This window comes from Methylobacterium sp. AC315, assembly GCF_979253755.1.
The window spans coordinates 98106-118382 of record NZ_CEEDEA010000002.1 but is presented as its reverse complement, the minus strand read 5'-3'; the positions used below and the strand labels follow the sequence as shown (position 1 = coordinate 118382).

Here is a 20277-nt window from a genome sequence, read left to right as displayed (position 1 = left end):
CGGACACGCGCCGCCGGATCGTCAAAGCCATTCAGGCGCCGCTGACCGGGTAGGTGCGGCCCTTCCAGGTGGCGGCGCCGGCCCGGCCGCCCCGCAGCAGCACGTTCCACTGGATCGCCAGCGCTACCAGCACGGCCGCCGGGTGCAGCGGGATCGTCGCCACCGGTGCCCGCACCGCCAGGGTGATCGCCGCCCGGGTTCCAAGCGACAGCGCACAGGCCGCGGCGGCCGCCGTCAGGGCCAGCGGCGGGATCAGCTCGAGCAGCCCGGCCAGCACCAAGAGCGGCGGCAGGATCTGGCCGCAGCCCAGGAGCAGGGTCCAGACCGGCAGGGCCCGGGGCGTGGCCATGCCCTCATGCGCGTTCTTAGAGAACCCGGCCCAGGCCTCCCCGAAGCCCCGATACATCCGACAGGTCGCGAGACCGGCGCCGGCCACGAGGTCGGTGCGGTAGCCGGCCGCGCGCAGGAGCCGGGGCAGGCGCACGCCGTCATGCAGGAAACCGCGGATCGCGCCGTGGCCGCCGATCGCCGCATAGGCCGCGCGCTCGAACAGGATGAGCTGCCCGCAGGCCGCGCCCAGGGCTGGATCCGGGCGGCGGCGCATCAGCGGCACTGGCAGGAAGCCGATGAGCAGGAAGTCGATCATCGGCACGGTGAGCATCTCGCCGAGCGTCTCTGTGCGCTGCCGGGGAACGCCGCTGACCAGTGCCGCGCCGGCACGTCGTGCCTGGGCGACGAGCGACGCGGCGGCCTCGGGCTCCAGGCGGACATCCGCGTCGATGAACAGGAGGTGGCGGCCGTCGGCGAGCCCGGCGATATGGGCGCAGGCGTGGTTCTTGCCGGTCCAGCCCTCGGGCAGCGGCGGCACCGGGACGACGCGCAGGCGCGCATCGCCGAGGCCGCGCACGATCTCGGCGGTCCCGTCCGTGGAATGGTCGTCGCCGACGATCACCTCGACGGGCACGGCAATGCTGGCGAGGGCGGCCCGCACAGTCCCGGCGATGTTGCCGGCCTCGTTGCGTGCCGGGATCAGGATCGAGACCAGGTCGCGGTCGGCCACCGGGGCGGGCCGGCGCAGGGCGAACAGGTTCACCGCCGTCAGGACCGCCGGTAGGGCAGCCGTGAACAGGCAGACGACGGCCAGCGCCGTGAGGATCGGGTCGATCATCGCCCGGGCTCCCCGTCGCGGGCCCGGTGGGCCGGATCGAAGCGGCGCCCGGCGAGCCGCGCGGCGAGGCGCCGCCAGAGATCGTAGACGCCGCCGACGCCCTTGCGGCCCGCGACCAGGGCCCGGAAGCGTTCCGGCTCGCGGCTGATCACGTCGCTGCTGAGCCGGTCGAGGGTCGCGGTCAGGTCGGCTTCCAGGCGGGCGAGCCGGTCCGTCCGCGACAGGGCCGCCAACTCCGCGCCCGAGATCCCCGGCCCGAAGGCCGCGAAGGCCTCTGCCCCGCGCTCATCCCAGAAGGCGTATTCGAGGGCGAGCGGCACGAACAGCGCGTTAGGGGCCATCTCGGCCAGCCGGGCCACCCCCGGGCGCAGGCCCAGGGGCCGGACGCGGGTGTCGACGAAGCGCCCTTGCGCGGTGATCCAGAGGGCCGTGCCGGATCGCGTCAGGATCGCCCGCGCGGCGGCCAGGAACTGTGCGGCGCCCCGGGGACTGTCGAGGTCGACCCCGAAGGCCCCGATCCGCTCGAACACCCGGTAGCGCGCCAGCATGGCGGCGTCGAACGGCGCCCGGTTCTCGCGACCCGGGTACAGCCGGCCGGACAAGACGATGATCACCGCCGCATCCCACCACGCAGGGTGGTTGGAATAGATCACCAGCGGGCCAGGATGGTCCTGGTCCGGTGGCAGGCTCCAGTGCGGCAGGCGTAGCGCGTCGAAGTGTCGGTGCAGGTAGCGCTCGAACCACGCCTCCATGAAGCGGCGGATCGGGGGCGAGACCGGGCGCAGGGGCGCGGGCAGCGTACGGCGCCGCTGTTTCCCTCCCCCCTCTGCGGGGGAGGGTGGCCCGCGAAGCGGGTCGGGAGAGGGGAGCGAGGCTTCTGGAAAAGTCGCGACAATCGCCTCATCCCGTACCGTCGCGCTGCCCCTCTCCCGGCCCACGCTGACGCGAGGGCCACCCTCCCCCGCAGAGGGGGGAGGGGAGGGTAGAGTGGACCTCACGCCGAGGCGCGCAGCGTTCCGCGCGCGTCCTGGTCATGCGCGTCGGCTGCGATCCAGCCCGACATCATCACCATCGGCATGCCGGGGCCGGGATGGGCGGCGCCGCCGGCGAGGTAGAGGCCGCGCACCTGCCGCGAGCGGTTGCCGGGCTTAAACGCCCCCATTACCCGGCCGTGCGAGGCCAAGCCGTAGATCGCGCCGTTAAGCACCCGGTAGCGCTCGTGGATGTCCTGCGGGGTCAGGTGGCGCTCGACGACGATGCGCTCCTCCAGGTCGGGCATTCCGGCGGTGCGCTTGAGCTTGTCCAGGATGGTCCGCCGGTAGTTCTGGAACAGGGGGCCGTCCGGACGCCAATCGTGGTGCGGGCGCAGGTAGGGCGTGTGCACCAGGACGTAGAGGGCCTCGCCGCCTTCCGGCGCGACGCTCGGGTCGGTGGAGGAGGGGGCTGCGAGGTAGGCGGTCGGGTCCGGGGCCGGCTCGCCCTTGTTGTAGATGTAGTCGAACTCCTCCTCGGGGTCGCGGGAGAAGACGAAGTCGTGGTGGTTCAGGTGCTCGTAGCGCTTGTTCAGGCCGAGATAGAGCACCACGCCCGAGCAGGCCGGCTCGGGGTTCTTCTTCTCGTAGGCCCTGCCGGCGGCGCCACCCACCAGCTCGCGGTAGGTGCGGACCGAATCCATGTTCGAGATCACGGCGTCGAAGGGCGTGACACCCTCCTGGGTGCGAATGCCGCGGACAGCACCGTTGGCGGTCTCGATCCCGGTGACCTCAGTGTCGGTCTTGCAGGTGGCCCCGAGCTCCTGCGCGAGCTTGGCCAGGCCCTCGGCCACCGCGCGGGTGCCGCCCATCGGGTACCAGACCCCGTCCGCCGTCTGCATGTGGGCGATGGCGCAGAGCACCGCGGGGGCGCCGTAGGGCGAGGAGCCGACGTATTGCACGAAGTGGTCGAGCATCTGCGCGAGGCGCGCATCCTTGACCTTGCCGCGGATCGTCGAGGCGACCGAGGCGTGCATCCGCAGGGACAGCACGTCGCGCAGGGTGCCGGGGTTCATGTTGGCCCGAATGTTGATCGTGTCGAACAGATCCTCGACCGGCTTCCAGAAGAAGAATTTTTCGGACACGCCGTGGAGATGTTCGGAAATGGAAAGAAACTTCTTGTAGCCGTCGCCGCTGCCCGGGGCGAAGCGATCCATGTCGCCGGCCATCCGCTCGATATCCTGCATCAGATCGATGCGGGAGCCGTCGTCGAAGAAGCAGCGCCATTGCGGGTCGAGGCGGCGCAGGTCCATGTAGTCGTGGACCGAGCGGCCGGCCTCGGTGAAGATCCGTTCCAGCACCCGCGGCACCGTCAGGATGGTCGGGCCCATGTCGAAGCGGAAGCCGCCTTCGTGCAGCACCGCCGCCTTGCCACCGAGCCAGCCGTTCTTGTCGTAGACCGTGACGCGGTGGCCGCGCGCCGCAGCCACGCACGCGGCCGCGAGTCCGCCGAGCCCGCTGCCGATCACGGCGACCGTCGAATCCTGACTCATCCTGATAGGTTGCTCCCCGGGCCCGTCAGAGCGCTGCCCGCATTGCGAAGCTAGACGCGAGACCTCGTGGGTCAACGCGCCACCCGGTCGCGGTACTGGCCGGTCAGGCCTTGTTTGTGGACAGCTGGGCCAGGAAGTTACCGATCTCGCGACGGCGCAGGGGTGCGTCGAGCACCTCCGGGCCGAGGCCGTGGCGCCAGGCGAGGCGCCGCGCGGCCTCGAGATCCTCGCCCTGAAGGCCCGCGATTTCGTCGGCATAGGCCGCCACCGCGCCCGGATCCGCGGCGAAGCCGGCCTCGACGATCGCGGTATCGCAGAGGCGCAGCATCGCGGCGACCTCCTCGAGGTCGAGTTCGGGGTGGTACTGCGTGCCCCAGAACCAGCCGGCCCCGTGCCGGATCTCGATGGCCTGGACGCCCAGCACCCGGTTGCCGGCCAGAACCCGCGCACCCGGGGGCGGCTCCAGCACCGCGTCCGAGTGGATCGCGGGAGCGTCCCAGACCGCCGGTCGGCCGGCCAGCAGCGGGTGGGTCCGGCCTTCCTGGGTCGGGGTGATCGCCCGGGCGAAGCCGTATTCCGGCCCACGCGGATTCTCGGCCGCGTGCCCGCCGGCCACGGTCGCGGCGACCTGCACGCCCCAGCAGGATCCGAACACCGCGAGCCCCGCCTCCAGGGCAGCCCGCATCAGATCGAGCTGGCGAGTCACCGCCGGCGTGCCCTCAGAGACCTTCAGGGTCGAGCCGGTGAAGATCAGCCCGTCGAAGTCCGACAGGTCCTGCGGCAGGTCCGCGTCAGCATCGGCCGGGTTGAGAAATCGACACGCCGTCTCGGGGGCGAAGTCGTGAACCACCACGGCGTAGGACTCGGCCGAGGTCCGGCCCGTCGCCGCGACATGCCGCTCGCGGGCGGCCCGATCGTTGCCGTCGGCGATGAGCAGGCGGAGCATGGCGTTCTCACTTTGTACGGATGCGGACCCTGCCCGAACGGCCACGCCCTGTCCGGGGACGGCTGGTCGCAGGCGCCGCGCGGATCGTCGCGGCGCGGTGGTCCGATCAGACGGTCCGCCGTGCCACCAGGCCGAGCGCAAGCCCTAACCCGCACAAGGTCAGCGCCAGCAGCACCGAGAAGGCCGGGGCGGCGGAGCCGAAGCCCTCGCCCAGCGCGTTCTGATAGGCCTCGATCGCCCAGGCGTTCGGGGTGAGCCAGCCGGCCTGTTGCAGCCACGGCGGCATCAGGAAGCGCGGCACCATCGAGCCGCCGACGGCGGAGAGCAGCAGTACCCCGAAGGTCGAGGCGAGGTGGGCCTGCTGGCGGGACGCGGCCAGCGCGCAGGCGGCGAGCGCCAGGCCCGCGGCCATGGCCGAGACCAGCAGGCAGGCGGTGAGGAAGGCCGTCCAGTGTGGGCCGATCTCGACGCCGTAGAGCAGCCCGGCGGCCAGGAAGATCAGCCCGGCCTGGACCATGCCCTGCAGCGTCAGAAATCCGAACTTGCCGAGCACCACCACCGGCAGGCCACCGGGTCCGGCCATCAGGCGCTCCGCGATACCGGTTTCCCGCTCCTCGACCAGCGAGAGCGCCCCCTGCATGGCGGCAAACAGCAGGAACACCGCGGTGATCGCGCCGGCGTAATAGCTGACCCGGGCATTGGCGGTGCCGGCGGCGGTGCTCCGGCGCTCGACCAGCGAGGCGAAGCTGAACGGCTCCTTCCTGGCGCGCTGCTCGGCGAAAGCCTCGTCGAGGAAGCGTCGCTCGTCCGGGCCGATCTTTCCGGTGCGCTCCACGTCGGCGACGATGCGCGAGAGCACGACGTCGGGCAGCGCCTCGTTCAGCACGCGCTGCAGCTGGCCCAGCGCGATGGGGGTGGCGAGCGCCTTTGCGGGGTTCTCGACCAGCACCACGGGCTGGTCCGCGGGGCCGGGCGGGGCATCCGCCGGGGCGGCGATCAGGTCGCCGCGGAGCACCAGGGCCACGTCGACCGCGCCGGAACGCACCGCCCGGGTCACCTCCGCCAGATCGGTTGCGGGCAGGCGGGTGACCCGCAGGGACGGGTCGGCCACCAGGGCGTCGGCGAGGCGCTGCGTGGCTGCCGTCCGGGCGATGTCGGCGAGCCCGAGATGGATGCGGATCCGGTCACCGGTCGCCCCGGAGAAGATCGCCGCGAAGATCGAGAAGATCACGGTGGGCAGCACGAAGGCCATCACCAGCGCGGCGCGGTCGCGCAGGAGGCTCAACGCCATCACCCGGAACGCGGCGCCGATCATCCGGCGGCCCCCGCCCGGCGCGGCTCGGAGGCCGCGCGGCCCGCGACGTCCCGGGGCCGGATCGCATCGAGATACAGCGCCTCCAGCCGCGGGGCGCGGACCCGCACCTCGGCCACAGGAACCCCCTGCGCGCGTAGCGCCCCGAGCAGGGCGGCGCCGTCGAGGCCGGAGCGCTCGACCGAGCGCCAGACCAGGCCGTCCGGCTCGGCGGGCACGAACCCGCCGCGGCGCAGCACGGTCTCCGCGACCGCGTCCGCCGGCAGGGCAAGGCTCAGCTCCCGTTCCGGCGCGCCGACCCGCAGCTGCGCCAGCAGGTCGGCGAGGCGCCCGGCGCGCACGATCCGCCCCTGCGCCAGGAACGCGACCCGGGAGGCGAGGCGCTCGGCCTCGGCGAAATCGTGGGTGGCGATCAGGATCGCGGTGCCGGCGGCCTTCAGCCGGTCCAGAACCGCGTGGATCGCCGCCCGGGCGGCGAGGTCGACGCCGCTCGTCGGCTCATCGAGCAGCACGAGGCTGGGCCGATTCATCAGGCTCGCCGCGATGTTGACCCGGCGCCGGTAGCCGCCGGACAGCACCCCGACCGGGCGATGCGCGACGTCGGCGATGTCCGCCATCTCAAGGGCCGCCGCGACGGCCCCGCGCCGGTCGCGGCGGGGCACGCCCGCGAGCTGGCCGAAGACGCCGAGGTTCTCGGCGACCGTGAGGCGCGGGTAGAGGGCGATCTCCTGGGGAACCCAGCCGATGCTCCGGCGGGCGCTGCCCGCCCGGAACGGATCCGCGCCGGCCACCCGTACGGTCCCGGCGCTGGGCGCGAGGCGGCCCGCCACGAGACGCATCAGAGAGGACTTGCCGGCGCCGTTCGGCCCCAGCAGCGCCAGGGTCTCGGCCGCGTCGAGGTCGAGATCGACCTGTTCCAGCACCCGCCGCCCGCGCAGGTCGAGGCCGACTCCCGTGATCCTTACGAGGTTGCCGTCCACCCCGTCACCGCCGCGGCAGGGCGCGGGCGAGCCGGACCCTTATGGCGGCGCCGGGCTCCTGGAGTGCGAAAGCCGCATCGGAGAAGTCCGGCCGCCCCCGGCGCGCGACGGCGCCGGAGAAGCCGTAGGGCTCGAGCGGGAGGCCGAGCCCGGTCCGGTCGAGCCGGCCGTCGCCGTTGCCGTCCTGGAAAGCCGCCACCGCGTAGGTGCCCGGAGCCAAGTCCCGGAAGGCGAACAGCGCCCGGCCCCCGGCGACCGACGCTTCGTCGCCCCGGGTACAGAACGGTTCGGACAAGCCACCTTGGCACAGGGCCACCCGGACCGGGCCGCCGCCGGGCTCGATGCCGTCGACCTCCACCTGCAGGGTCGCGGCCATCGCAGCCGAGCCGGACAGCAGAGCGAGGGCGCAGAGACCCGCCGTCAGCGTCACCCGGCCCGGCGCGCCGATCACGAGGCCTCGCCGGAGGTCGCCAGCGGCGCCGTGTCGGGGATGCCGGCCTGGGCGGCAGCGCGGGCCCCGGCCAACTCCTCGATCAGCAGACGCGCGGTGATGCGGGCGCCCTCGTAGATCACCGGCAGGCCGGAGCCTGGGTGGGTGCCGCCGCCGACGATGTAGAGCCCCGGCCCGAAGCGGTTGTGCGGCCGGAAATACAGCATCTGCATCAGGTCGTGGGCGAGGTTGAAGGTGGCGCCCTCGTGGACTGCGAAATCCTCTTCCCACTGGGTCGGGTCGATCACCCGCTCGTAGCGGATGCGGGATTCGATGTCTTCGAGACCCAGCCGCTTCAGGCGCTCCAGGATCAGGGCACGGTAGCTCTCCCGGGTCGCCGCCCAGTCGATCCCGGCCTTGAGGTTCGGCACCGGCACCAGGACGTAGAGGGCGGTGTGCCCCGCCGGCGCCATGCCGCCGTCGGTGTAGCCGGCATGCTGGACGTAGAGGGAGGGCTGCATCGGCAGCGTCCCCTCGGTGATCTCCCGGATGTTGCGCTCATAGCCGTCGGCCAGGAGGATCGTGTGGTGCCCCAGACTGTCCGGCACTTTCCCCTCGATGCCGAGATACAGCATGAAGGTTGAGCAGGAGAGCCGGGCCTTGTGGATCTTGGCGTCCCGCCAGCGCGGGCGGTGCCGCTCCGGGACGAGGGCACGCACCACCTTGGCGAAGTCGCCGTTGATCAGCACCGCGTCGGCGTTGAAGGTCTCGCCGTCCACCACCACGCCGCTGGCGCGCTTGCCGTCGAACACCACCCGCTCGACGTTGGCATTAAGCCGGAGGTCCACGCCCATGCGTCCGGCAAGGCCGGCCATCGCCTCGGAGACCGCACCGCAGCCGCCGACCGGGTGGTAGACCCCGTGCTCGTATTCGAGGAACGACAAGATCGTGAACAGGCTCGGGCAGCGGAACGGCGACATGCCGAGGTATTTGGTCTGGAACGAGAAGGCGAGGCGCACCCGCGGATCTGCGAAATAACGCTTCAGGTCGCGATCGACGCTGCGGCCGGGATGCAGGTGCGGCAGGGCGGCCAGCATCGCCGGGCTCACCATGCTGCGCAGGGTATGGAAGGCCTGCTGGAGGATCGGCTTGAAATATTCGAGCTTCGTCCGGTTCTCGCTGAAGAAGGTTTTGACGTTCTTCGCATCGTCGGGCGCCAGGCGGGCGATCTCCGTCTCCATCCGGGCGATGTCGCCGGTGGCGCGGATCGTACCCGTGATCCCGTCCTCACCCTCGAACACGAGATGATACTGCGGATCGAGTCGCTCGAGCTTGACGTGGTCCTCGAGCCGCTCGCCGCAACTCGTGAAGATGTCCGCGAGAATCTGAGGATAGAGGAAGAAGGTCGGCCCGATATCGAACTTGTAGCCGCCCGGTGCGGTTACGGTCTTCGTGCGGCCGCCGACCTGCGCGTCCTTCTCGAACAACGTCACGTGGATCCCGGCACGTGCCAGGAGCAGGGCCGAGGCCAAGCCGCCGGGACCGGCGCCGACCACGGCCACGCGGCGTCCGGTCAGCGCTCGCAAACCATCCCCAGACTGAAGCAACGCCGACGACTCCCCTCGCAACCCCCGAACCTCATCGGCCAAGCTAGCCTCGCAACGCCCCACGGCAATTGCAGCCCTTTGTCGCGCGTTCGGAGCCGGACGCAAAGGGACGGCGCTAACCGGTTGTGACGAGCCGTCCTTGGCCGCGGGCGATCGCCTGGAGGGCGAGGCCCGCCGCGGTGGCGACGTTGAGCGAATCGAAGCCCGGGGCCATCGGGATCCGCACCGGGCGGGCCCGTCCGAGCGTGGCCACGTCGAGGCCCGGTCCCTCGGTCCCGAGGATCAGCAGAACGCGCGTGGGTGCGGGGATGGCGTCGAGCGATTCGGTCGCCCCCGGGCTGAGCGCCAGGGCTTCGAGGTCGAGGGCCTGGGCGAGCGCCAGCCAGTCCTGCCCGGGGGCGAGCCGCGCGAAGGGCTGGATCAGCGCAGCGCCGGCCGAGACCCGGATGCTCTTGCGGTAGAGCGGATCGCAGCTGGCGGCATCGAGCAGCACCGCGTCGGCCCCGAAGGCAGCGGCATTCCGGAAGGCGGCGCCGACATTGTCGTGGTTGGTGAGGCCCGCGAGCCCGAGCACCAGCGCCGGGGCGGGGGCCGGCGGCACGAGGTCGGCGGGGGCGGGCTCCGAGTCGCGCAGGCCCACCGCCAGCACGCCGCGATGGATCGGGAAGCCGGTCACCGTGCTCATCACCGCCTTGGCGGCGAGATAGACCGGCGGCCTGTCCGAGCAGGCGGCCACGTCCGGGGCGAGGCCCGGCCAGCGCTCCGGGGCGAGCAGGATCGATTCCGCCCGGAAGCGGGTCCGCGGGCCGAGCAGCAGCCGCAGGGTGACCTCGCCCTCGGCGATGAAGCGCCGGGAGCGGCCTACGAGGTCGCGCTCCCGCATCTTCGTGTAGGGTTCGAGGCGCGGGTCGTCCGGGTCCGCGATGGTCTCCGCGGCGACCGTCTCCCCGGCCCCGCCCATGTCAGCTCTGCTTGCGCTCGGCGCGGACGGCCAGCGGGTCTGCCTCGGCCTTGGTCGGCACCTTCACCAGCGCCTCGCCGTCGAGCACGGTCTCCCCGGCCACCGAGCAGCGGCAGGCGAGGCGGGCCCGGCGACGCTCCGGCATCAGCTCGGCGACCGTGACGGTGACGTCGACGATGTCGCCGATGCGCACCGGCGCCCGGAAGTTGAGGGTCTGCGAGATGTAGACCGCCCCCGGCCCCGGCAGGCGGGTTCCGAGCACCGCCGAGATCAACCCGGCTGTGTACAGGCCGTGAGCGATGCGGGTGCCGAACGGCGTGCGGGCGGCGAAGTGCTCGGACAGGTGGATCGGGTTGCGGTCGCCGGTGATCTCGGCGAATCCGACGACGTCGGAGGACGCGATGGTCTTCGAGAGGGTTTCCGACAACCCGACCTCGAGATCCTCGAAATAGAGCACGCGCAATTCGGGCAGCATGGCTCGGCAGACCTCCGGTTCCGGCCGGTCGCAACTCTGGCGCGGCCGGCTCAACAAGACCGCGTCGCACGATCGCGCCGCCGAATCCACCCGGACGACGGCGCAGGATCCTTGAACTTTCTTGAGGCGCGGCCAGGGTTTTCTCAACAGCGGCTCGACAGGCGCCCCGCACTCGGCGATGACGCGCCCCGTGACCGCTGAACCCGCCGCCCGTCCCGAGCCGCCCGCCCTGCGCCCGGTCGTCGCCCGCGTGGCGGCGCTCAACCTCGGCTATTTCGGCATCGAGATCGCGGTGGCGCTCGCCATCGGATCCGTGGCGCTCATCGCCGACAGCCTCGATTTCCTCGAAGACGCGGCGATCAACCTGCTGATCTTCGCCGGTCTGTCCTGGAGCGCGCGCAACCGTGCGCGCCTCGGCACCGCCATGGCGTTCATCCTGCTCGTGCCGGCCCTGGCGACCGCCTACGCCGCCTATGAAAAGTTTGCCGACTTCGTTCCTCCGGCGGCCCTGCCGCTGACGCTGACCGGCCTCGGCGCGCTCGCGGTGAACCTCACCTGCGCGCTGATGCTCGCCCGGCACCGGTCCGGCTCGGGCAGCCTGACCCGCGCGGCGTATCTCTCGGCCCGCAACGACGCCTACGCCAACCTGGCGATCATCGCGGCCGGGCTGGTCACCGCCCTCCATCCGAGCCCCTGGCCGGACCTCGTTGCGGCGGCCGGCATCGCGGTCCTCAACGCCGATTCCGCCGCCGACATCTTCCGGGCCGCCGCGGCCGAGCGTCGGGCCGCTGCGAAATAGGCACCCTCATGCGCATCTTCCCCATCTCCGATCTCCATCTGGAGCGGCGGCGGCTCGACCTGATCGCGCTGCCAAAGGAGCCGTTCGACCTGCTCGCCTGCCCGGGGGACCTCTACGAGGGGCATCCCGAGCGGGGGCTGGCGGCTCTGATCCACCTGGCGCAGGGCAAACCGATCGTCCTGGTGCCGGGCAACCACGAGCGTTACGCGCCGACCGGCGACCCGCGCACCGCGCCGGAGCTCCTGGCCGCTCTGGAGGCCGAGGTCGCCCGGGTGAACGCCCTCGGCGCGCGCATCCACCTGCTTCAGGGCGCCGAGGCTTGCGTGATCGACGGCGTGCGCTTCCTTGGCACGACCCTGTGGAGCGACTGGCGCCTCGCCGGCCGCTGGCTCGCCGCGGACGCACCCGGGCGCCCGGATGATCCGCTCGCCTTCGCGACCGCGCGCATGACCGATCCGGTAACGGGCTCCCGCGAATATCTCGGATCGATCCGCAGGGCCGATGGCGCAGCCTGGCAGCCCTCCGACGCCATGGCGGCGCACACGCAGGAGCGGGCCGCCCTGCACGCCGCGCTCGCCCGGCCGCACGATGGCCCGACCGTGGTGGTCACCCATCACCCGGCGAGTCCCCTGGCGGCGGACCGGTACCGGGACCAGCCCGGCGTACCGTGGTGGGTGCCGGCCTTCTACGCCAGCACCGCACTCGACGATCTCCCCGATGCCGCCCGGCCGGAGGCGTGGATCTCCGGCCATTTCCACGCGGGGCATGACATGCGGATCGGCCGCTGCCGCTGGGTTTCCAATCCGGTCGAAGGGCAAAGCTACCGGGCGGATTTCTCCGTGACGGTGGGGACGGCGGACTAGCGTGACCGCGACAGCGGAAAACGGTCGCGGCTCACTTAGTCCCGGCCCCATGGCCGCGCATGTTGAGTGCGTGTCGTTCCGCACGGCTTGGCCGTAGAGCCGGGATGCCGGCGGTTCGACGGATCGTCCTACCCTGATCAGCCCCGCGTACCGGGGCTCTAAATCGGGGTTCTGATGACCGGATTGAGCCTGGGATTACGCGGGATCGCGTCGGCTGCACTTGCTATCTACAGCGTGGGGGCGGCGGCACCCGCACGCGCTGCTTCCGCGGCCCAGCCGGGGCAGACGATCGGCCTGCCCGTGGGCGCGCAGCTCCCCGTGGGCCTGTACTTCGTGAACCTGTCGAGCTTCGGCTCGCGGAGCGCGCGGCCGGGCGATACCGCGACGAACGTCAACCTGCCGACCTTCGCGTGGGCGACGCCGTGGGAGATCGCGGGCGGGCGCCTGCAGTTCTTCGTCACCCAGCCGGTGGTGGCCGCCACCCTCCAGGGTGCGCCCTATCAGAGCGGCATCGGCCAGCCGCTGCTGGCGGCCCAGCTCGCCTGGGATCTCGGCCACGATGTCGGCGTCAGCTACTTCTTCGGCGGCTACCTGCCGATCGAGACGCGCTTCCTGACCCAATCCGCGTCGCTGACCCACCGATTCGCGATCAGCTACACCGGCCAGGAGTGGAACCTGACCGCGAACCTGCTCCACGGCATCTTCCTCGAGACGCGCTCGCCTTTCGGCGCCCTCTACCCGGACTACCTGAACCTCGACCTGACGGCGGCGAAGAGGTTCGGCAAGTGGCAGGTCGGTGCCGTCGCGTTCGGATCGAGCGACCTTCCGACCGGCGTGTCCAGCTACCGGCCGCAGGGGCAGATCGCTGTGGGCGGCCTGGTCGGGTACAATTTCGGGCCGGTGAACCTGTGCCTACCTCACCCGCGACGTGGCCCAGCGCAACTATCGCGGCCGCGAGACCCGCGGCTGGCTGCGGGTGATCGTACCGCTCTACCAGCAGGATGCGAGCGAGGTCGAACCGAACCGCACCCTTGTGACCCGCCGGCAGGCCGAGTAGCCGCGGCGAGGCTCAACCGTGCGTGGGCGAGGCCAGAGCGCGGCTGCCGGACGGGCTGAGTTCCCGCGTCAAGCGTGCGCGAAGGCCGGCCTGCTTGGCGCGCACCATGTCTGGGAGGAGGAACAGGTCGACGACGACACAGATGAATCCGATCAGGATGCAGTTGAGGACGCTCTGAAGGATCGCAGAGCCTGTGCGCCCGAGATAAAACCGGTGCGCGGAGAAGACGCCCAAGAAAAACCAGAGCAGGTAGGCCAGGACGACGCTCGGCCCTTCGTTGGTCACGCGCTGCTCGATCAGGATCTTGTCTTGCGTGGTCGATTCCATTTGCCCCGAGCCCCCCGTTGTTGCGGTTAAGCCTGGGGCAGCCGTTTGCCGAAAGCAGGATTGGGCCGGCGGGTTGATCCGCCGGCCCGGCCGTCGTCAGCCGTGCACCAGCACGTTGCGGAACTGCCAGGGATCGCTGGTGTCGATGTCCTCCGGGAACAGGCCCGGGCGGTCGGTGAGCGGGGTCCAGTCGGTGTAGACGCCCACGACCGGGCCGAGATACGGGGTCTGGACCTCCAGGCAGCGGCGGAAATCCATCTCGTCCGCCTCGACGATGCCGGCCTCCGGGTTCTCCAGGGCCCAAACCATGCCGGCGAGCACCGCCGAGGTCACCTGCAGGCCGGTGGCGTTCTGGTAGGGGGCGATCCGCCGGGTCTCCTCGATGGAGAGCTGCGAGCCGTACCAGTAGGCGTTCTTGGCGTGGCCGTAGACGAGCACACCCAGCTCGTCGATGCCGTCGACGATCTCGGTCTCGTCGAGGATGTGCTGCTCCTCCTGCACCTTGGCGGCCTTGCCGAACATCTCGTGGAGCGAGAGCACGGCGTCGTCGGCCGGGTGATAGGCGTAGTGGCAGGTCGGGCGGAACACCGGCTTATCGCCCTCGCGCACCGTGTAGTAGTCGGCGATCGAGATCGCCTCGTTGTGGGTCACCAGGAAGCCGAACTGCGAGCCGGCGGTGGGTACCCAGCTCCGCACCCGCGTGTCGGCGCCCGGCTGCAGCAGGTAGATCGCGCAGCGCGAGCCCTTCTCCTGCTCGCGCGCATTGGCCGGCATCCAGGTCTCGTGCGTGCCCCAGCCGAGCTCGGCCGGCTGGTTGCCCTCCGAGACGAAGCCCTCGACCGACCAGGTGTTGACGAACACGCCCCGGGGCTTCGGGTTCTTGGCGCGCTGGGTGTCGCGCTCGGCGATGTGCACGCCCTTCACGCCCAGGGTCTTCATCAGGGCGGCCCAGTCGGCGCGGGACTTGGGCTCGGGCGTGGTGACGCCGGTATCCTTGGCGATGTTCAGGAGCGCCTGCTTGACGAACCACGAGACCATCCCGGGATTGGCGCCGCAGCAGGAGACCGCCGTGGTGCCGCCCGGCTTCTGGGTGCGGGCGTCGAGGATGTCCTGGCGCAGGGCGTAGTTGGTGCGGTCGCCCTGGCTGCGGTCCTTGTCGAAGTAGAAGCCCGGCCAGGGCTCAGCCACCGTGTCGATGTAGAGGGCGCCGAGCTCGCGGCACAGCTCCATGATGGCCCGCGACGAGGTGTCGACCGACAGGTTCACGCAGAAGCCCTGGCCGCCGCCCTCGGTCAGCAGAGGAGTGAGCACGTCGCGCAGGTTCTCCCGCGTCAGCGCCACCTTCTCGAAGCGCAGGCCGTGCGTCTCGGCGAGCGCCCGGTGGGTGTCGACCGGGTCGATCACGGTGAAGCGGGCGCGGTCGTATTCGAAGTGCCGCTCGATGAGGGGCAGGGTGCCCCGGCCGATCGAGCCGAAGCCGATCATCACGATGGGGCCGCTGATGCGGCCATGGATCGGGTGACGGGACGGCTGGTCGGTCATGCGGAAGGTCCTTGTCTGGCGGACGCCTGAGGTCCGCTCTTCGGCTCGCGAGCGGGTTATGGCGCGCGTGTGACAGTGGGGCGACAGGCACACGCCGCGCGGCCTGCATCGGCGCGTTCGTCGAATCGTGTCGTCGAGAAGGCCGCTCAATGGCCGTTCACCCGCTGGCGGTCAACCGCGCTGCACCATCGAGGGTTAAGGCGCCCTTGATCGAGCTGGGGCAACATCATGTTCGCAGTGCATGTGTCCTGCGCGCAATGGCCCGTGGCAGGTGTCGATCGCATGGCTCATATTGCGATGCAGCAAAGGCCTCCCGACAAGATCAATAGATCGAGGCCGAGGAAACGTCCGAGATCCTGATCTTCGGAGTCGTCATGCTCGCCATCATCGCCACACGCATCCCCGGCCCGGTCGCCGAGACCGCCGACCGCGATCCCGGCATCCTCACCCTCGTCTTCTCCCTGGCCCGCGTCGTCCGCCACGGGGCCGAGGCCGCCTTCGCGCGCCGCTGCGCCCTCGCCGAGGCCGCGGGCGGACCGAACCCGCTCTGAGGACGTGGCGACAGCACGGACCTGCGTCGCCGGGTGATTGCCTCGCCCCGATTGGGACGTTAGGCGGCTTTGCCGTCAATGGCCCTGGGGGATCGTGATTCCATGTCGACGTATCGAGCGGTCGTTCGCTTCAGTCTGACCGCGACGCTGCTGCTTGCCGTGCCGTTCGCGTCGCCGCGTGCCCAGGATGCCGAGCCCGAGGCACCCGCCGCTGCCAACGCGCCGGCCAAGGCCAAGCCTAAACCCAAGCCGAAACCGCCCGCCTCCAAGCCGGCCGCCAAGCCGGCTGCCGCGCCAGCGCCTGCCGCAGCGCACGCGGCCTGGCCCACCGGTGCCAGCACCGTCAGCGAGAGCTACGGCGACTGGACGATGACCTGCACGCGCCCGAGCGAGAAGGTCACCTGCATCGTCGCGCAATCCCAGGGTGATTCGCAGACCGGCCGACGCAAGTTCGGCCTGGAACTGCAATCTCCGAACGACGGCCGCTCGGAAGGCATCGTGCTGATGCCCTTCGGCCTGTCGATCGAGGCCGGTGTGAGTTTCAAGCTCGACGAGCAGGCCCTCGGCAAGGGCGCGCCCTACAGCATGTGCGTGAGCGACGGCTGTCTCGTGCCGATCAGCTTCCCCACCCTGGCGCTCGACGGCATGCGCAACGCCAAGACGTTGCTCGTGACCGGCCAGAAATCGAGCGGGAGCGAGCCCGCCACCATCACGGTGCCCCTCCAAGGCTTCCCGCAGGCCCTCGACCGCGCCGTGGCCCTCAGTGGCTGACATCGGGCGGATCGGATCTCGCCAATCCCCGGCTTACGGTTAAGCCAGCGTTAGCCGCCGTGCCGCAGGGTGGGTCCCAGTGTGGCGCCCGGCGCCGCGGCCCCGGTCGGGTCGCGCTCCGGGATCGGATCGGCGGGGCGATGGGCTCGGGGGGCAATCGATCCGGGATCTGCGGATATCTCGGCACGCGGCTGCTGCGCGTGTCGCTGCCCGTGCTCGCGCTCCTGGCGGCGATCGACCCGGCGCTCGCCGCGCGGCTGATCGCAGCCAAGGGCAGCGAGGCCGGTAGCGGACCCGGCGGCTACGGCCGGATCGTGCTCACCTTCGATAGGCCGGTCACCGTCAAGGCGAAGCTCGCCGGCGGCATCCTGCTGCTCGGCTACGGCGAGCGGGTAACCCCCGGTCCCGAGCGTATCGCCGAAGAGATGCCGGCCTTCGTGTCGATGGTCCGGCGCGACCCCGACGGGTCGGGCCTGCGGGTCGCCCTGCAGCGGCCGTACCAGGCCAACGTCCAGCTGGCCGGCGAGCGCGTCTTCGTCGACCTCCTGCCGGAGGGCTGGTCGGGCCTGCCGCCGCCGCTGCCCCCCGAGGTTGTGGCCGAGCTCGCCCGCCGGGCCCGCGTGGCCGAGGAAGCCCTGAAGGCGCGCATGCTCCCGCCGGCGCGCAAGGCCCTCGCGCTGGAACTCGCCCGGCTGCCGACCCTGACGCGCCTGTCGCTGCGCCTGCCCGACGAGGCGGTGGCGACCGTGAGCGCCGAGGGGCCGACGACGCGCCTGCGCGTCGCCGGTTCCTGGACGATCGATTCGAACGAGGCCCGGGGCCGTCCGCGGCCGGGTATCGCCAAGCTCGCCACCGAGTCGGACGAGAGTTCGGCCAGCATCCTGCTGACCCCCGCCGAGGGCTACACCGTCACGACGGAGCGGGAGGATGGGGCCTACACGATCGATGTCGTGAGCCGCACGCCACTCAAGGCCCCGGAATCGAAGGCGGCCGAGGTGCCGGGGCCGGCCGATGCGGGCGCCGCCAAACCTGTCGTGCCGGTCCCTCAGCCCACCCGAAAGGCCGAGGCTCCGGCCACCCCGGACGCCGCCCCCGAGGCGCCTCCGACCCGCAAGGCTGGTTCCGGCCTGGTCTTCCCGTTCACGACCTTGCCGCCCGCCGCCCTGTTCGAGCGTGGCGGCGTCGCCACGCTGGTGTTCGAGACCGCCGAGCCCGTCACCGCCCCGGCGGGCAACCAGGGCCTCGCACCGGTCGGAGCGCCGACCCGGACCGGACCGGTCACGGTCCTGCGCTTCCGGGTGCCGCCGGGCCGGCTGGTCGATCTGGCCGCGGTCACGACCGGAACCGGATCGGCCTGGGAGCTGTCGGCCGGCGACACGCTGAGCCCAAGCGACACGCTCGATCCGGTCCGGAAGCCGGATCCGTCCGGCCGGATCACCGTGTCCCTGGCGCTGCCCCGGCCCGGATCGGCCACCTGGCTCGACCTCGACGGCGAGCGCATCGCGGTGGTCGCCTCGGCGGCGCAGCGCGCGATCGGCAATCCGAAGAGCCGGCGCTTCGTGGATTTCGAGATCCTGCCGAGCCGGCACGGGCTCGCGGTGCTGGCGAGCGCCGACGACCTCGCGGTGCGGCCCCAGCTCGACGGGGTCACGATCGGCCGGGAAGGCGGCCTTGCTGCCTCCACGGCCGCGCGCAAGCCCGATCCCGCCCTGGCCGAGGCCGGCACCCTCGCGGTTGCGCGCGAGCCCTGGGAGCAGGCGCGGATCGGGAACGTACGCGAGACCCTCCGGACGCTGGCCGGCACCGCCGCGATGGTGCCCCCGGCTGAGCGCGGGCCGGCACGCCTCGCGCTCGCCCGCGCCAACATCGCCAACGGGTTCGATCTCGAAGGCCTCGCAGCCCTGGAGGCGGCGGCAGCCGAGGATCCGCTGCTCGCCACCCAGCGCGACGTCGCGATCCTGCGCGGTTTGGCCCTCGTGCGCAGCGGCCGCAACGCCGAGGCCCTGAAGGCCCTGTCGGGGCCGCGACTCGCGAGCGACCCGGAGGCCGCCCTGTGGCGCGCGATGGCGTCGGCCGGTCTCGGCGACTGGAAGGCGGCCGAGACCGGCTTCCCCAACGCATTGCCGGTCGCCGATGGCTACCCCACGGACCTCGCCCAGCAGATCCGGGCCCAGGCCGCGGAGGCGGCGATCGAGAACGGCGACGCCGAGACCGCCGCCGCCCGGGCGGAGGACGCGGCCCACCTGCCGCGCTGGATCCGCGACCGGCTCGCCCTGGTCCGAGCCCGCGTCTCGGAGGCGACCGGCCAGGCCGACGCGGCGCTCGATGCGTATGCCCGCTTGGAGCAAGTCGGCCAGCGGCCGGTGGCGGCCGAGGCGCAACTGCGCGGCACCCTGCTCGCCCGGGCCGCCGGCAAGATCGAGCCGGATGCCGCGATCGAGCGGCTGGAACGGCTGGCGCTGACCTGGCATGGCGGCCCCACCGAGACCGGCATTGCGGTCGGATTGGCGCGGCTCTACCTCGACGCCGGTCGCTGGCGCGACGCGTTCGCGGCCCTGCGCCGGGCGAACGCTATCGCGCCGAACGACACGGCCACGCAGGCGCTTTCCCGCGAGGTGCGCACCGCCTACGAGAACCTCTATCTCACCGACAAGGGTGACCGGCTCACCGGGATCGAGGCCGTGGCGCTCTACTTCGATTTCCGCGAGCTGGCCCCGATCGGGCGGCGCGGGGACGAGGTGGTGCGCCGGCTGGCCGACCGCCTGGTCGGGCTCGACCTCCTGGATTCGGCCGCCGACCTGCTCCAGTACCAGATCGACAACCGGCTCACCGGTCCCGCCCGCTCCGCGGTGGCGGCCCGGCTCGCCACGATCCGGCTGATGGACGACAAGCCGATGCGGGCGCTGCAAGCTCTCGACGCGACCAACCTGCCCGAGCTGCCCGGCGAGTTGAAGCGCGCCCGCGCCCTGGTCCGCGCCCGCGCCCTCTCGGACCTGACCCGCACCGATTTGGCCCTGGAAACGATCGAGGATGAGAGCGGCCCCGATATCGAGCGGCTGCGGGCCGACATCTACTGGGGCGCCCGCCGCTGGCGCGAGGCCGGCGAATCGCATGAATCGCTGCTCGGCGACGCCTGGCGCGCCGGCCGGCCCCTCGACGTGCAGGCCCGGGCCGACGCGGTGCGGGCCGCCATCGCGTACGACCTCGCCGGTGAGGCGATCGGTCTCGAGCGGCTGAAGGCGAAGTTCTCCGAGGCGATGGCCGAGAGCCCCGACGCGCGCACCTTCGCGCTGCTCACGGGCGCCAACCCGACGAAGACCCCGGAATTCCGCGCCATTGCGGCCCGCGCCACCAAGGCCGACACCCTGTCGGCCTTCCTGGCCGAGTACCGCAAGCGCTATCCCGAGACCGCTCTCCCCGAACGCGGCGCGGCCGCGGGCGAGCGCCAGACCAGCGCAGAAGCCCGCGGCGCGCCCCCGGGCTGAGAGCCGGATGACGCTGGTGATCGCGCTGGTGATCGATCCGGACCGGTTCCTCGAAACCGGATCCGGCCGCCTCTGAACGCCGGAGCGGAACGCCGAGGCTTGGCGACAGACCCATGCGGCGCTCGAGCAGGCGCTGGCGGGCGGCGGCGTCCGGCGTGTCGTGGTCGTCTGCGGCTTGCAGGGCGCGGGCAAGTCGACCTGGATCGCCGCGCAGGCCGACGATGTCGGTCCCGTCTATCTCGACGCGGCTCTCCCGGGCGTTCGGCACCGGGCGCCGATCATCGCCGTCGCGCGCCGTCACGGCGTCCCCGTGGAGGCCGTCTTGATCCGCGTTCCGCTCGACGTCGCGCTCGAACGGAACCGGCAGCGGCGCGCCGACGCGATCGTCCCCGAGGCGAGCATCCGCACGGTCGCCAGCCTGTTCGAGCCGCCGACCGTGGAGGAGGGGTTCTCGCGGGTGCGGATCGTCGAGGCCTGAT

The 20277-nt window shown here is 71.8% G+C and carries 18 protein-coding genes and 1 pseudogene; 7 read left to right on the top strand and 12 right to left on the bottom strand.

Going from position 1 to position 20277, the window contains the following annotated elements; all coding sequences use genetic code 11:
- Positions 1 to 31: 31 nt before the first annotated feature.
- The 10 genes from AC0IY0_RS03305 to croR all read right to left on the bottom strand — a co-directional run bounded on the left by AC0IY0_RS03305 (position 32) and on the right by croR (position 10403).
- Positions 32 to 1168, bottom strand: coding sequence for a glycosyltransferase (locus tag AC0IY0_RS03305; RefSeq protein WP_471763076.1), 1137 nt, complete (start codon positions 1166 to 1168; stop codon positions 32 to 34).
- Positions 1165 to 1920 carry a lysophospholipid acyltransferase family protein gene (locus tag AC0IY0_RS03300; protein WP_471763075.1) on the bottom strand — a complete coding sequence of 252 codons (756 nt, stop codon included), beginning with the start codon at positions 1918 to 1920 and terminating at the stop codon, positions 1165 to 1167. Before AC0IY0_RS03300 ends, AC0IY0_RS03305 begins: the two co-directional genes overlap by 4 nt.
- A 242-nt stretch (positions 1921 to 2162) precedes the next feature.
- On the bottom strand, positions 2163 to 3692 hold the full coding sequence (locus AC0IY0_RS03295; protein ID WP_471763074.1) for a phytoene desaturase family protein: 1530 nt from the start codon (positions 3690 to 3692) through the stop codon (positions 2163 to 2165).
- A gap of 103 nt (positions 3693 to 3795) precedes the next feature.
- Positions 3796 to 4638, bottom strand: coding sequence for a type 1 glutamine amidotransferase (locus AC0IY0_RS03290; protein WP_471763073.1), 843 nt, complete (start codon positions 4636 to 4638; stop codon positions 3796 to 3798).
- A 106-nt stretch (positions 4639 to 4744) separates the two neighbouring features.
- Positions 4745 to 5953, bottom strand: coding sequence for an ABC transporter permease (locus AC0IY0_RS03285; RefSeq protein WP_471763072.1), 1209 nt, complete (start codon positions 5951 to 5953; stop codon positions 4745 to 4747).
- Positions 5950 to 6930 carry an ABC transporter ATP-binding protein gene (locus AC0IY0_RS03280; RefSeq protein ID WP_471763071.1) on the bottom strand — a complete coding sequence of 327 codons (981 nt, stop codon included), beginning with the start codon at positions 6928 to 6930 and terminating at the stop codon, positions 5950 to 5952. The genes AC0IY0_RS03285 and AC0IY0_RS03280 overlap by 4 nt, the downstream gene beginning before the upstream one ends.
- Before the next feature lie 4 nt (positions 6931 to 6934).
- Positions 6935 to 7306, bottom strand: coding sequence for a DUF2141 domain-containing protein (locus tag AC0IY0_RS03275; RefSeq protein WP_147907555.1), 372 nt, complete (start codon positions 7304 to 7306; stop codon positions 6935 to 6937).
- Between the two features lie 71 nt (positions 7307 to 7377).
- Positions 7378 to 8967, bottom strand: a complete 1590-nt coding sequence (gene crtI, locus AC0IY0_RS03270; protein WP_147940610.1) for a phytoene desaturase family protein — start codon at positions 8965 to 8967, stop codon at positions 7378 to 7380.
- Positions 8968 to 9082: 115 nt separating this feature from the next.
- A complete protein-coding gene (locus AC0IY0_RS03265) occupies positions 9083 to 9928 on the bottom strand; it encodes a TrmH family RNA methyltransferase (protein ID WP_419829166.1) in 846 nt (281 codons plus the stop codon).
- 1 nt (position 9929) lies between these two features.
- A complete protein-coding gene (croR, locus tag AC0IY0_RS03260) occupies positions 9930 to 10403 on the bottom strand; it encodes a 3-hydroxybutyryl-CoA dehydratase (protein WP_147857469.1) in 474 nt (157 codons plus the stop codon).
- A 178-nt stretch (positions 10404 to 10581) separates the two neighbouring features.
- On the opposite strand from croR, the gene AC0IY0_RS03255 reads away from it, so the two are divergent.
- From AC0IY0_RS03255 to AC0IY0_RS03245, 3 genes and pseudogenes are all read left to right on the top strand, one after another.
- Positions 10582 to 11202 (top strand): cation efflux transmembrane domain-containing protein, encoded by a 621-nt coding sequence (locus AC0IY0_RS03255; RefSeq protein WP_147907510.1) that lies wholly within the window; start codon positions 10582 to 10584, stop codon positions 11200 to 11202.
- A gap of 8 nt (positions 11203 to 11210) precedes the next feature.
- On the top strand, positions 11211 to 12065 hold the full coding sequence (locus AC0IY0_RS03250; protein WP_471763070.1) for a metallophosphoesterase: 855 nt from the start codon (positions 11211 to 11213) through the stop codon (positions 12063 to 12065).
- 174 nt (positions 12066 to 12239) lie between these two features.
- Positions 12240 to 13122: pseudogene (locus AC0IY0_RS03245) on the top strand (transporter).
- Positions 13123 to 13134: 12 nt separating this feature from the next.
- Here AC0IY0_RS03245 and AC0IY0_RS03240 read toward each other — a convergent pair.
- Positions 13135 to 13449 (bottom strand): TM2 domain-containing protein, encoded by a 315-nt coding sequence (locus AC0IY0_RS03240; protein ID WP_471763069.1) that lies wholly within the window; start codon positions 13447 to 13449, stop codon positions 13135 to 13137.
- Positions 13450 to 13545: 96 nt separating this feature from the next.
- Positions 13546 to 14991: a homospermidine synthase gene (locus AC0IY0_RS03235; protein WP_471763068.1), complete on the bottom strand. Its 1446-nt coding sequence runs from the start codon at positions 14989 to 14991 to the stop codon at positions 13546 to 13548.
- A gap of 374 nt (positions 14992 to 15365) precedes the next feature.
- On the opposite strand from AC0IY0_RS03235, the gene AC0IY0_RS03230 reads away from it, so the two are divergent.
- From AC0IY0_RS03230 to AC0IY0_RS03215, 4 genes are all read left to right on the top strand, one after another.
- Positions 15366 to 15542 carry a hypothetical protein gene (locus tag AC0IY0_RS03230; protein WP_187193533.1) on the top strand — a complete coding sequence of 59 codons (177 nt, stop codon included), beginning with the start codon at positions 15366 to 15368 and terminating at the stop codon, positions 15540 to 15542.
- Between the two features lie 102 nt (positions 15543 to 15644).
- Positions 15645 to 16313 carry an invasion associated locus B family protein gene (locus AC0IY0_RS03225; RefSeq protein ID WP_147907505.1) on the top strand — a complete coding sequence of 223 codons (669 nt, stop codon included), beginning with the start codon at positions 15645 to 15647 and terminating at the stop codon, positions 16311 to 16313.
- 140 nt (positions 16314 to 16453) lie between these two features.
- Positions 16454 to 19798, top strand: coding sequence for a hypothetical protein (locus AC0IY0_RS03220; protein WP_471763067.1), 3345 nt, complete (start codon positions 16454 to 16456; stop codon positions 19796 to 19798).
- A 160-nt stretch (positions 19799 to 19958) separates the two neighbouring features.
- Positions 19959 to 20276 (top strand): AAA family ATPase, encoded by a 318-nt coding sequence (locus AC0IY0_RS03215; RefSeq protein WP_246692178.1) that lies wholly within the window; start codon positions 19959 to 19961, stop codon positions 20274 to 20276.
- Position 20277: the final 1 nt, after the last annotated feature.

Coding starts and splice junctions, on each gene's coding strand:
- AC0IY0_RS03240 (WP_471763069.1), bottom strand. CDS start 13,449: ATGGAATCGACCACGCAAGACAAGATCCTGATCGAGCAGCGCGTGACC.
- AC0IY0_RS03295 (WP_471763074.1), bottom strand. CDS start 3,692: ATGAGTCAGGATTCGACGGTCGCCGTGATCGGCAGCGGGCTCGGCGGA.
- AC0IY0_RS03285 (WP_471763072.1), bottom strand. CDS start 5,953: ATGATCGGCGCCGCGTTCCGGGTGATGGCGTTGAGCCTCCTGCGCGAC.
- AC0IY0_RS03275 (WP_147907555.1), bottom strand. CDS start 7,306: ATGGCCGCGACCCTGCAGGTGGAGGTCGACGGCATCGAGCCCGGCGGC.
- AC0IY0_RS03225 (WP_147907505.1), top strand. CDS start 15,645: ATGTCGACGTATCGAGCGGTCGTTCGCTTCAGTCTGACCGCGACGCTG.
- AC0IY0_RS03265 (WP_419829166.1), bottom strand. CDS start 9,928: ATGGGCGGGGCCGGGGAGACGGTCGCCGCGGAGACCATCGCGGACCCG.
- croR (WP_147857469.1), bottom strand. CDS start 10,403: ATGCTGCCCGAATTGCGCGTGCTCTATTTCGAGGATCTCGAGGTCGGG.
- AC0IY0_RS03235 (WP_471763068.1), bottom strand. CDS start 14,991: ATGACCGACCAGCCGTCCCGTCACCCGATCCATGGCCGCATCAGCGGC.
- AC0IY0_RS03255 (WP_147907510.1), top strand. CDS start 10,582: ATGACGCGCCCCGTGACCGCTGAACCCGCCGCCCGTCCCGAGCCGCCC.
- AC0IY0_RS03250 (WP_471763070.1), top strand. CDS start 11,211: ATGCGCATCTTCCCCATCTCCGATCTCCATCTGGAGCGGCGGCGGCTC.
- AC0IY0_RS03230 (WP_187193533.1), top strand. CDS start 15,366: ATGCTCGCCATCATCGCCACACGCATCCCCGGCCCGGTCGCCGAGACC.
- AC0IY0_RS03290 (WP_471763073.1), bottom strand. CDS start 4,638: ATGCTCCGCCTGCTCATCGCCGACGGCAACGATCGGGCCGCCCGCGAG.
- AC0IY0_RS03300 (WP_471763075.1), bottom strand. CDS start 1,920: ATGGAGGCGTGGTTCGAGCGCTACCTGCACCGACACTTCGACGCGCTA.
- AC0IY0_RS03305 (WP_471763076.1), bottom strand. CDS start 1,168: ATGATCGACCCGATCCTCACGGCGCTGGCCGTCGTCTGCCTGTTCACG.
- AC0IY0_RS03220 (WP_471763067.1), top strand. CDS start 16,454: ATGGGCTCGGGGGGCAATCGATCCGGGATCTGCGGATATCTCGGCACG.